Genomic DNA, 12,281 nt, shown 5'->3' on the forward strand with positions numbered 1-12,281 from the left:
TTTTTCAGTTATCGGTTAAAAATCTAAGTTTACACCTAACACATAGGTTCTCGGTCTTGGATAAAAACGGTTATCGATACCACCGTCTATTTCCGGATCCACCCCTTTGTATTTACTTACCGTAAATACATTTTGCATATTTGCAGATATGGTGAGTCTACCGTTACCGTTCCGGAAAACATTTCCTGCAGCATAGCTTACCGAAAGGTTGTCCATTTTTACGAATGATGCATTGTGAATGTAGAAATCACTATTGTATTGTTTTTGCTCAAATTGTGCTCCTAAAAAGCTCGTAGGTGCATTGTTTATAGGCCCATTTGGATCCAGCACATTATACCGGCTGGCAAAGTTGGAAGACACGTTATCGTAAACATAATTGCCAATATTGGAGCGTAATACCGTATTCAATGTCCACTTCTTATAGTTCAATTGCGCTGTAAAACCCAACATATACACCGGAAGTGGCGATTTATAAAAATACCGGTCATTATCGTTGATGATACCGTCACCGTTCAGGTCTTCATAAATTCCTTCGAGCGGGCTTCCGTCTTCTGCATAGACTTGCCTATATACCCGATAGCTATAGGGCATATGGTTCACCACATGAGCCTGTATATTGTTACCTGTACTACCCGATATACCACCCTGTTCGACGAGATAATTTGGGTCGTCTACCGCCGTTAAATTGGTTACCTTACTATTGTTATATGTAAAGTTAAACCCTAGGTCCAGATTAAGATCATCTTTGCGAATGGCTGCCCCATTTAAACTAAACTCCACACCCTTATTTTCCATATTTCCGACATTCGTCAATAACAGATTGCTGAAATTTGTACCTACAGGAATAGGTATGGTGCTCAGTAAGTCCTTAGTCTTTTTGAAATACACGTCCACACTACCCGATAGACGACCGTTTAGGAAACCGTAGTCGATCCCAGCGTTGTACGTTGCCGTACTCTCCCACCGGATATTTTTATCGTAGGCTACCGGCGTAAACATATTATAGAATCTGTTTCCGAACTGATAAAGCGATTCGTTAACACTACGAACGTAATTCGGTAGGTACGAATAATTTGCAATGCCGTCTTGCTGGCCCGTGACACCATAACTCAAACGCAGTTTCAGATCAGAAACCGTATGGTTGTCTTTTAAGAAGCTTTCTTCTTTAATGCGCCAAGTAGCACCTACCGAGGGGAATATCCCCCATCGGTTTTCTGCACTAAAACGCGAAGAGCCATCCGTACGCAATGTGCCTGAAAAAATATACTTGTCAGCATACGTATAAATTAAACGACCATAATAAGAAATAAGCCTGTTATGCGGAATATCAAATGGAAAGATTGGTGTACTAAGCACCGTGCCGTCGGCGCTGGTACGGTCAAAGTTGTATTCCTTGGCCCTATTATCGTAATAGCCATAACCCGCAGTGGCGTTAATATTACTCTGAATAGCTATTAAGTCTTTTGTATAGTTTAAATAGAATTCACCTACTGTATTTGTAATTTCTTTTTTATAACGGGTAACTTCTCCTCCAGTATTAATATTCGAAGCCGCATATTCTGGAATAAATACACCGCCCTGCCCTCTCGATACATCGTATCCGAGATTCAAATTGGCGTGTAACTCGGGAAGAAAAGGCAATGCATAATCGAATTGAATGTTACCGAAACTTCTAGCCACCTCTCCATTATCATCTTTCAAATCAATCAGCGCTACCGGATTTCGTGGTGCATTCGGGTTGGGGTCGTCTCGCTTTTCTTCTTCATTGTATTGTGTCCATTCGTAATAATTACCGAACCGGTTTTCGGTATGTACAGGTTTAGTTGGGTCAAACTGTATTGCGGCTCCAATCGCATCTTGATTGCCAAATTGCGACTTTGAAAGCGACCCTTTCAGATTGACATCAATTTGCAGGCTATTATCAAAAAGCTTAGGTGCAAAGTTGATGCCCGCTGTGGTTCGTTTCATATGATCGCGTTTTAGTATACCCTGTTGATTCAGGTAGCCTAATGATACCCGATAAGGCAGATTGGGCTGAATAGCTCCTGCTACACTCAGATTGTTATCCGATGCAAACGCTCCACGGTAGATTTCATCCTGCCAATCCGTATTAGCTTCCCCCAACGCCGCCCGTTGTGCGTCATTGCCCTCTGCCTGAACATATTCACGAATTTGATCGGCTGAGAGTAGATCTACTTTTCTTCCAACCTTTGCCAAAGAATTTTGCGTGCTGAAGTTGAAAGATGGTTTACCGCTGGTACCTTTTTTTGTTGTAATCAAGATAACTCCGTTAGATGCACGCGAACCATAAATAGCCGTTGCATTAGCATCCTTTAGCACCGTGAATGTTTCAATATCATTTGGGTTAATCAGACTTAACGGATTCCCGACACCCGAAATTTCCCCTGTTGATAAAGGCACACCATCGACAACGATTAAGGGATCATTGCTCGCATTCAGTGAAGCACCCGCGCGGACACGAATTGTAGCTCCACCGCCCGGTTGTCCCCCACTCGTGGTAATCTGTACACCCGCTACCTTACCAGCAATGAGTTGTTCAGGTGAACTAATAAGCCCTTTCTGAAAGTCTTCCGAAGACACCGTCGTCAATGACCCCGTTAAATCTCCCTTTTTCTGTGTACCATACCCGATAACCACCACTTCGTCAAGGCTACTGGAAGTCGTTTCCAGCGTAAAGTTTAAGGTGTTGTCGCCCGCTGTTAACGTAACGTTTTGTTCGGCAGTTTCATATCCCATCATATTGACTATAACCCGATGTGAGCCTGCTGAAAGATTACCCAGACTATACTCCCCGTTTGCCCCCGAGGAGGTAGAAATCTGCTGACCAAGGATTTGTACCGTTGCCCCCGGTACACCTACTCCTTCGCTATCCAAAACCCGACCTTGTAGCCGTGCCGTCTGTGCAAAAGTTAGTGTACTAAGTAACATCAGTAAACCAATGGCCATTACCCTGCGTAATGTGAATCTGTTCATCATGTGTTTAGTTTATTATTGTTTATTGTTCAGTTTGTTTATGCTTAATATCTTATATTGTCCTGCTGCCAAAGTAATCGAACTTGTCGAACGCCAATCGCGTGTTCTCCCTGCCAAGTTATCGTACCAGCTTTTTTGTAAAGCTATGGGAATAGTGAAATCATGTTCCACCACATCGACGTTTCCAATAACAAGCACCTCCTGCCCTCCTTCTTTCAATACATAATATTTCACGGCTCCATCTACTTTGTGATTGACTGCTCCCGTTCTGAAAATAGCGTTTTGACGTTTCCAGCCGATCAGCTTTGCATAATGAGCAAAGAGGCTATAGCGATTCGGATCTTTCAAATAATCCCATTTTAATGGTTTTTTTCCTGTCCTACCGTTTTCGTCAATCGAGATATCATATCCTAATTCTCCGAATTGCCATATCATCTTGGGGCCAGGTGCACAAAGGAGAAACGCCGCAGCCTGCTTCATGCGCTCCAACGCTGTTGCCAATTCCTTGGTTGAATAATTTCCCTGCGTGTTACCATATTGCAGGTTTTTGTACATCAAACGTTCTTCATCATGCGATTCCATATACGATACAAATTGCGGTTTTTCGAAACCATGCGCATCGGCGAAAAGGCGTTTAAGATCGGAGTTATCATTCCACCCCATAGTGGCTTCATTGAACACATGATTCAAATTATTCCATAAAAACAACCCTTCGCTTGCCAATTCCCTTTCTTCGCGATCTTCTGCAAAATGCTCCAAGATGACATAGAAGTCTTTATCGCGTTCACGTATAAAATGGTTATAGTTTTTCCATATCGCAATACGGCTTGCATCATAGGCTGACCATTGCTGTACTGCCCCGTCGCTTTCGTCCGTACCCGAATTTTTCTGTGTAAAGCCCTTGGAAAGATCAAAACGGAAACCATCCACCTTAAACTCTTCCATCCAGAATGCGATAACATCTTTGGTAAACTGTTGTGTAAAAGAACTTTCGTGATTAAAGTCATAACCTACATTATATGGATGGGTAGGGACGATATTAAACCAAGGATTATTTGTTAACGAACCCGCTTGTTGATATAAACGTACCATGGGCGATTGTCCAAACGCATGGTTTAATACCATATCGAGTATTACAGCAATTCCTTCTTGGTGGCATTCATCAATAAATGCTTTCAACTCATTGGTGGTACCATAATATTTGTCCAATGCAAAGTGAAAAGAAGGGTTATAACCCCAGCTCGAATTTCCCTCAAATTCCTGTACAGGCAGAAGTTCGACTGCGTTTACACCTAATCGTTTCAGATAAGAAATAGAATCCCGTAATGTTTTGTAATTGCGTTGGTCTAGAAAATCCCGCACGTGCAATTCATAAATGACCAAATCGAACACATCGGGACGATTGAAGGTAGTGTTTTGCCATGTATATGCTATATTGTTTAACGACAATACAGAAACAATGCCCGCTGTTGCACCCTGTGGATAGCTTGGTAAATGCGGATGGGAAGCTACTTCGCCATCGTGATTCGGATCTAACACCAATTTTGCGTATGGATCGGCGATTTTAAGCTGCCCGTCTATCAGGAATTGGTATGTGTAGTTCGTTTGAAAATCTAGGTTCCTTAACGTAATCCACCAGATATTGCCATCTGGGGTCCGTTTCATCGCATAGTCTTGCGTCGCTTGAAAATCGTTAAAATTACCTAATAAGAACGCCGAAGACTTATCAGGCGCAGTAAGTGCAAAAGAAACTTCCTGCTTATCACGGTTGATCGTAACCCCGTTTTTATTTATCCCGGCAGGTAATTCAGCGACTTCCACATCACCTTCAACAAACACAGTAAGCATCCTAACAGCATGTTGCCCATTCGCTTCAATACGCGCTTCGATATGCTGTTGCCCTGTACCATTCAGTAGTAATTTGTGGTTGAGCTCATTTCCTTGGTTGGTCGCGACTTGCTGTCCATTTACGGAAAGCTTTAATGTACCTGACTGGGAGGCGTGTAGGCGGATCGGAAGTTCTTCACCCCGTGCGTAGGATTGCTTTTCCGATAGTAAAACAAACGTGGGTTGAACCGCAGGCGCTTTAAAGGTTATATCCGGCTTTTGCTTCGATGAAATCGACCAATACATGTCCGACCCATCTGTATTGCGCAGCACCTTACTTCCATCTGCATTCCGAACCAAAAAGGCCATGTGCGTTACATCATTCGCTTGCGTACGTTTGAAAAAGCTCGCGGGATGAATAGCGATACTATATCTACCATCCGCTTCCCTTTTTAATTTATAGCTATCGAGATTCTTGTCCCATGCTGTAGCGACCTCTTTCCATTCTTTTTCCGATGTACTACCGGTCAATAACAAACCGGCATGTAGGTATAGATCTCCGGAATGGTTAAGAAGTTCTTTGTTGCCCTTTGCCAGATCAAAAGTAAGCGTAGTGATTTCGTCCCAATATAGAAAATCATCAGACAAGGATACTAAACCCAGCTCTATATCCTCCCCAATTGGGTCTACACCTGGTTTCACATCCTTTTTACAGGCGATAATCCACAATACCATGACGAGCAGATATCCTAATTTTTTGTTCGTTTTCATCTACAAAGCGGTTAGCTAAAACCAATTGGGAATGTTCCCGAAAAAACTCCATTAAATTTAATTATGGAAGAACAAAGTGTATAATAAATGCCTTACGCTTGTGATCCCTCTATAATCGTTAGCATTTCGGGAATGTTCCCGAAACATATCAAAGGTAAAATGTTTCAGGAATATTCCAAAGAAAAAAATATCTTTTTTTGAAAAAATTAAAGTTTCCGACTAGAATCCTGAAAAATAAGGCTGGATTGCAATAACGTGGTTTCCTGTTGACTAAGTTCTGTCGGATTATCCAATATCCGAAAAAGAAAATTGGCAGCTTCCTTTCCCATTGCAAAAGCCGGTTGCTTTACGACACTAAGTGAGGGACTTAATAGGTCTGCGATGTCTAAACAGGAAAAGCATATTAGTTTCAGGTCTACTGGAATCTGTATCCCTTCTTCTCCTGCAACACGAATGGTGGATATGGCCAGTCTTTCCACAGAAGCAAAAATCCCATCAGGTTCATATTGTTTAATGAGGTTTCTGATGGCAGCCCTGTTTTTCGTTTCATCGTTTACTGTGTCCAGTATCAACTCTTCTCGAAATGGTATACCGTTTTCTTCTAACGCTTTTCGATAACCATCCATCCGAATCTTGCCAATGGACACCTTTGGGTTGATAACAAGATACGCTATGTTTTTACACCCGTTATCAATAAGATGCTGTGTGGCGAGTCTACTGGATTCAAAATCATTGCCGGTAACGAAGTGACCATGAAAGTCGTCATAACTTCGATCGAAAAATACAATGGGAACATCATGGTCTATTAAGGTTTGTAGGTGGCTGTGATCTTTTCCCTCTCCCGAAGCAGAAATCAATACGCCGTCTACCCGGCCATTTACTAACGAACGTATAATAGATGCTTCATTTTGTACACTGCTGTCCGTTACGTATATCAATGTATGGTATTTTTTTGAACGGGCAATCAGTTCGATGCCTTTTATCGCTTGACTGAAAAATTTATTACCGAATTCGGGGATAATAATGGCAATGGTCTGGCTGCGATTCCCTCGTAAACTACTTGCATATAGGTTTGGAGAAAAGCCCAGTTCTTCTGCTTTTGCTAGAATACGTTCTTTTGTTTTCGGACTAATGTCACTACTATCCCGAAATGCCCGGGATACCGTAGATTTGGATAGCCCTAATGTCTCTGCTAAATCAACTATTGTTATCTGTGACATATCGTTATTCTTCCTTCAAAGATACTAATAATTCCTAGCTCGCGACTCCTCTTCGCTGAGTTGGTCAGCTCGATCGCTAAATAGGAGCCCTTTACCTGATACTTTATCGCATAAAAACACTATCCAATAAATAGAAAGCCGCAAATATCACGGACGCGACACCATTGGTCGTCATAAACGCTCTATTTACACGGCTAAGATCAGCGGGACTGACGATACGATGCTGATATATCAATAAAAGTCCATAGAATGCAACGCCCAAGTAATAAAACCATCCCACCGGCATATACAATACAGGTAGTAATACGAATATAAAAGAGAGAACATGTAGCAGTTCCGAAATGCGTAATGCTTTTTTTCCGCCAAAATAGGCGGGAATAGAGTTCAGTCTGTTTGCTCTGTCAAATTCTTCATCTTGCAAGGCATAGATAATATCAAATCCGCCAGACCAGCACATCACGGCTATGCCGTAGAATATGGGTACCATATCAAAATGGTTGGTCACGACCAAATAGGCTCCAATAGGCGACAAGCCCAACCCTATCCCTAGTACGATATGGCATAAAGGGGTAAATCGTTTTGTATAACTGTAAAACAAGACTACAAATAGCGCTATAGGCGACAAATAGAAACACAATGTATTGATAAAATAAGTGGCCCCTATAAAAATCAAGCAATTAATAACCGTAAATGTTAGGGCGTTATTGGCCGAAATTTTTCCAGCCGGAATATCGCGCATGGCTGTGCGGGGATTTATAGCATCGATGTCACGGTCTAAAAAGCGATTAAATGCCATGGCTGCATTCCGGGCGGTTACCATACATACCAGCATCAATAAAAGTTTTTTCCAATCAAAACCGTGTTCTGTCGTTTGTATAGCTAGAAAAAAACCGATAATAGCAAAAGGCAAAGCAAAGATGCTGTGTGCAAACAGCACGAGCGACATGTACTTCTTCATGGTTACTACTGTTCAACAATAGGCGAAATGAAATTTTTATTGATGTCATCTATCGTAGCCAATATCTCTTCCATTCCTTGCCTCTTCTCGGCAGAAGTTAGAAAAAGAGACGGCACTTCTTCAAACCAGGCTAAAAGCGACTTTTTGAATTTCGCAATATTTTGATCAGATTTCATGGTGGATTGCTTGTCTGCTTTTGTAAATACGAGCAAAAACGGCAGGCCTTGTTCTCCTAGCCAACGGCAAAATTCCAAATCTATCTTCTGCGGTTCGAGCCGGCTATCGATCAATACAAAAATACATTGAAGGTTCTCCCGTTTTGTCAGGTACCGCCGAATAAAACGTTCCCATTCTGCCCGATTTTTTTTAGACGTCTGGGCAAACCCATAGCCTGGAAGATCGACAAGATACCACGATTTGTCGATTATAAAATGATTGATAAGTTGTGTCTTACCGGGTTTTTGAGAAGTTTTTGCTAAACCTTTTTTATTGACCAAGGCGTTGATCAGTGATGATTTACCTACATTTGAACGGCCTATAAAGGCGTATTCTGGCAACGATGGTTCTGGAAGTTTCCGAACATCGGTATTGCTCATGACAAATTCTGCAGTTTTTACAAGCATAGAACAAAGGTAGTATTTTTTCCGATTTGTCTTATGTTGGCAAACATTATCCACTCTTGAATCGTTAGGTACTGTAGTAAATATTATTACGGAAAGATAGCATAGTATAAAACCTCAGCGATGGAAAAAGAGAATTTAGACGAAGACAACAAATCAAACGAAGCGACACCACAACGTCCCGAAGGTGAACGTATTTTAAAAGCGCCACTTGTAGAAATGGATTTGTTTGCCTTCATTGAGCAAATAAAAAGTGAAACGACTTGGGCAGATAGCGACCGGAATTCTATTACTATTTTTAAATCAGAGGCTATGACCATGGTATTAATCGGTCTACACGAAAATGCAGAATTAAAACCCCACAAAGCAAACGGGACAATAAGTGTGCAGGTGTTGGGAGGAAAAATTGAATTCGGCACAGAAGACCAGTATGTACAAGTTGAAAAAGGACAAATAGTAGCATTGCAGGAGAATTTGCTGCACCGGGTAAAAGCACTCACAGAAAGCTTTTTTTTACTCACACTTATAGGTAATTAAACAATAAACACCGACACAAGACATCACCGATTGTATGTCACTTGAACGATAGAGAACATTTAGTGGCGTTCATTGTCCTATGGAAACGATATGAATATAATCGATGTCATACTTTTACTCGTTTTATTGATCTCGATATGGAACGGGATCACGAGGGGTTTCTTTGCCGGAACGGCCCGGCTTGTATCTTGGTTAGGAAGTTTGCTAATTACTTTTGCATTATATAGATATGTTGTCCACTTTTTTGAAACATACCTCACAGATGGTTTATGGACAATGCCCCTATCCTTCCTGTTTACGTTTCTTATTGTCGGTTCTATCCTGTCGCTGCTTACCAGCAAAGTATTAAACGCAATTCCGTTAAAAATGCGGGAGCATCGCGTGAACAACATTTTTGGTTTTATACCCGGAGTTATAGTGGGATTGCTCTATGCAGCTATCATTTCTACGCTTTTACTTTTATTGCCCTTGTCAGAAACCCTGACGTCACAAACTCGGGAAAGCAAAATTGCCGAACAGCTGACCAATGGATTGGGGTGGATAGAGCGACCATTCGCCCCCGCGCTTGATGTCGTAAACCGTTCTATCAATAAAATGACTATTGAGCCTGGATCCTCTGAAAGCATAAGTCTTCCTTTCGTAGTGGAAAACCCAAAGCCTAGGCCAGATTTGGAAAGCCAGATGCTCGACCTAGTGAACGAAGAACGGGCAAAAGCGAATCTGCCGCCGCTCACCTTAGATGCCGAACTGACGCCGGTAGCACGCCAACACTCGAAAGACATGTTTGCAAGGCGTTATTTTTCGCACATTTCCCCTGAAGGGAACACACCCTTTGATCGCATTCGCGATGCTAACATTAGGTTTCTGATCGCCGGTGAAAATTTAGCGCTTGCACAGAACCTACCCTTGGCCCATGATGGCCTGATGAATTCACCAGGACATCGCGCCAATATCCTTCGACGTGCATTCGGTCGCGTAGGAATCGGCGTTCTCGATGGTGGCGTATATGGTTTGATGGTTACGCAAAAATTTCGTAATTGAACATGTCTGTTCAGACAATTTCACGCTTAATCAGCTGATGAGGATCGAAAAAATGATTTAAAGGTCCATTGCCCGCGCCTGTTTGTACATCAGCACCGTTTTCGATAGCGTTAAAAACATACTGTTGCCCCAATGCTACGGCTTCATGCAAACCCTTACCACGCGCTATAAAAGATGCTATAGCAGAAGATAATGTACAACCAGAACCATGCGTGTTATCTGTATCGATTTTTTTAAACTCAAATGCATGATAACGACAAGCTTCATCGACCAAAAGAGAAGTAATAGTTGTAGACTCTTGATGTCCCCCTTTGAGCAGGATATTTTTGCAACCTAGAGCTTTCATATCCATTCCAGCAGCCTTCATTTGCGCTAACGTTTTGACTTTCGTTTTGGCCAAGACAGCGGATTCGTCCATATTGGGAGTGATGAGATCTGCCAATGGAATCAATAGTTTAATAATAGCTTGCAGGGTTTCCTCTTCAATCAGACGGTGACCACTAGTAGCAACCATAACAGGGTCAAATACAATGGGTACTTTTTTGTAATTGGCTAACGTACTTACGATGGTTTCTACCAATTCAGACGTATGTACCATACCTATTTTTATGGCGTCTGGAACAACGTCTTCCATTAACGATGCGATCTGGTCTTTAACAGCCTCAATAGAGACAGGATATATCTTTCGGACTCCTTGGGTATTTTGTATGGGTAAGGCAGTCAATACGGATGTAGAAAAACACCCTAGTGCTGAAGCGGTTTTGATATCAGCCTGTATTCCGGCCCCACCGCTCCCGTCAAACCCAGCGATGGTCATCACGATAGGATATTTATTTTTTTTCATCAGTATATAATTTATCTAAGCATGTATTTCATTTCAATACTTCATTTTTTAATTCATAAGCCGCTTTTTGCGGGTCAATGGCGCCACACACGGCAGATACAACCGCAATACAATCTGCACCTGCACTTATTACCGCTTTTGCATTGCTTTTATGAATATTGCCGATGGCGACCAATTTCTTAGATGTGAGCTGTCGGATACGGGCTATACCATCCAGCCCCCATTCGGTAACGGTATCCGATTTGGTTGCTGTACGGAAAACGGGGCTTACACCCAAATAGTCGGAAACTGCTGTCTGTTTATCCGCTAACTGATCAATATATTTAATAGAGTAGCCCACATATGCCTGTGAAGCGTCCCATTGGCTGCGGACTTGCACCGGTGATATATCACTATTGCCGACATGTATGCCTGCTGCAGGAAGAGACATTGCCACCTGAAGATTATCATTGATAATAAGCGGTATGTTATACTTGTCGGTGATGTCCTTAAGTCGTTTGGCTGCTTCCAAAAAAACACTGGTTCCAAGTAGCTTTTCCCGGAGCTGAATAATATCAACGCCACCCAAAATAGCCTGTTCAGCTACTTCCAGGTAATTGCGTCCGCTACAATCGGCCTGTGAAATCACCAGGTACAATTGATACGGAAAGTACGCTCGGGTTTTCATTGCGGGGTACATTTGATATACGCGTAAAATTCATTGTCTGTCATACTGTATAATTTGTCAAGAAGATTTACCTGCAAACTACCCGGCCCTTTAGATTGTTGTTCTGCCAATTCACCTGCTACGCCCAATAAGGCCATAGCTGCAACCGTTGCTTCGGTTTTATCTTCAACCACACCAAGCATTGCTGCCACCAGAGCGGACGCAGTACATCCTAAACCCGTTACCTTGCCCATCAGCGGATGTCCGTTGCTAATATAGAATGTTCGCTGCTCGTCGATAATAATATCTGTTGCTCCTGAAATGCATACGACTGCTTGGTATGCCTTGCTAAGTACATGGGCATCTTCTATTGCAGTATGGCTTTCGACAGTGCTGTCCACACCTTTAGTAGATGACTGGTGTGTATTAGCGAGTGCCGCAATCTCCGAAGCATTCCCCCTGATTACAGTAGGTCTAAACTGCAGCAGCTCTTGTAAAACAGTATTCCGGTACGGGGTAGCACCTGCTCCTACCGGATCAAGAACCCAAGCTTTGCCCAGTGTTTGCGCCGTCTCCGCAGCGGTAAGCATGCTTTGATGCCAATATTCGTCTAGCGTACCGATGTTGATGACCAGTGAACTCGCGATCTGCACCATTTCGCGGACCTCCGATTGTGCATGGGCCATGACCGGTGATGCACCGGCGGCAAGCAAGGCATTAGCGGTATTGTTCATAACGACATAGTTGCTTATGTTATGGACAAGAGGTGCGTGATCTTTAAGGGATTGAATATGTTTCCAGAGTGTTTTTTCCATTGCTATTG

At 42.5% G+C, this 12,281-nt stretch carries 10 protein-coding genes; 2 read left to right on the forward strand and 8 right to left on the reverse strand.

Features of this window, described 5'->3' with window-relative positions:
• Nucleotides 1–15 precede the first annotated feature (15 nt).
• The 5 genes from C5749_RS03530 to yihA form a co-directional block, all read right to left on the reverse strand.
• The gene (locus tag C5749_RS03530; RefSeq protein WP_245893604.1) at nucleotides 16–2,997 is read right to left on the reverse strand and encodes a SusC/RagA family TonB-linked outer membrane protein; all 2,982 of its coding nucleotides are present in this window, start codon (nucleotides 2,995–2,997) and stop codon (nucleotides 16–18) included.
• Nucleotides 2,998–3,009: 12 nt separating this feature from the next.
• On the reverse strand, nucleotides 3,010–5,592 hold the full coding sequence (locus C5749_RS03535; RefSeq protein WP_105723074.1) for a DUF4961 domain-containing protein: 2,583 nt from the start codon (nucleotides 5,590–5,592) through the stop codon (nucleotides 3,010–3,012).
• Nucleotides 5,593–5,798: 206 nt separating this feature from the next.
• Nucleotides 5,799–6,812, reverse strand: a complete 1,014-nt coding sequence (locus C5749_RS03540; RefSeq protein WP_105723076.1) for a LacI family DNA-binding transcriptional regulator — start codon at nucleotides 6,810–6,812, stop codon at nucleotides 5,799–5,801.
• 103 nt (nucleotides 6,813–6,915) lie between these two features.
• A complete protein-coding gene (locus C5749_RS03545) occupies nucleotides 6,916–7,770 on the reverse strand; it encodes a 4-hydroxybenzoate octaprenyltransferase (protein WP_105723078.1) in 855 nt (284 codons plus the stop codon).
• Between the two features lie 5 nt (nucleotides 7,771–7,775).
• A complete protein-coding gene (gene yihA, locus C5749_RS03550; protein WP_105723080.1) occupies nucleotides 7,776–8,393 on the reverse strand; it encodes a ribosome biogenesis GTP-binding protein YihA/YsxC in 618 nt (205 codons plus the stop codon).
• 120 nt (nucleotides 8,394–8,513) lie between these two features.
• On the opposite strand from yihA, the gene C5749_RS03555 reads away from it, so the two are divergent.
• Nucleotides 8,514–8,927: a cupin domain-containing protein gene (locus tag C5749_RS03555; RefSeq protein ID WP_105723082.1), complete on the forward strand. Its 414-nt coding sequence runs from the start codon at nucleotides 8,514–8,516 to the stop codon at nucleotides 8,925–8,927.
• Between the two features lie 90 nt (nucleotides 8,928–9,017).
• Nucleotides 9,018–9,968 (forward strand): CvpA family protein, encoded by a 951-nt coding sequence (locus tag C5749_RS03560; RefSeq protein ID WP_105723084.1) that lies wholly within the window; start codon nucleotides 9,018–9,020, stop codon nucleotides 9,966–9,968.
• A 10-nt stretch (nucleotides 9,969–9,978) separates the two neighbouring features.
• Here the strand turns inward: C5749_RS03560 and thiD are convergent, their stop codons facing one another.
• Genes thiD through thiM form a run of 3 tightly spaced genes read right to left on the reverse strand, consistent with a single transcriptional unit; the run spans nucleotide 9,979 to nucleotide 12,273 of the window.
• Nucleotides 9,979–10,812 carry a bifunctional hydroxymethylpyrimidine kinase/phosphomethylpyrimidine kinase gene (gene thiD, locus C5749_RS03565; RefSeq protein ID WP_105723086.1) on the reverse strand — a complete coding sequence of 278 codons (834 nt, stop codon included), beginning with the start codon at nucleotides 10,810–10,812 and terminating at the stop codon, nucleotides 9,979–9,981.
• Nucleotides 10,813–10,840: 28 nt separating this feature from the next.
• The gene (thiE, locus tag C5749_RS03570) at nucleotides 10,841–11,479 is read right to left on the reverse strand and encodes a thiamine phosphate synthase (protein ID WP_105723088.1); all 639 of its coding nucleotides are present in this window, start codon (nucleotides 11,477–11,479) and stop codon (nucleotides 10,841–10,843) included.
• Nucleotides 11,476–12,273, reverse strand: a complete 798-nt coding sequence (gene thiM, locus C5749_RS03575) for a hydroxyethylthiazole kinase (RefSeq protein WP_181151266.1) — start codon at nucleotides 12,271–12,273, stop codon at nucleotides 11,476–11,478. Before thiM ends, thiE begins: the two co-directional genes overlap by 4 nt.
• Nucleotides 12,274–12,281: the final 8 nt, after the last annotated feature.

Source organism: Sphingobacterium gobiense (assembly GCF_002980575.1).
GTDB lineage: Bacteria > Bacteroidota > Bacteroidia > Sphingobacteriales > Sphingobacteriaceae > Sphingobacterium > Sphingobacterium gobiense.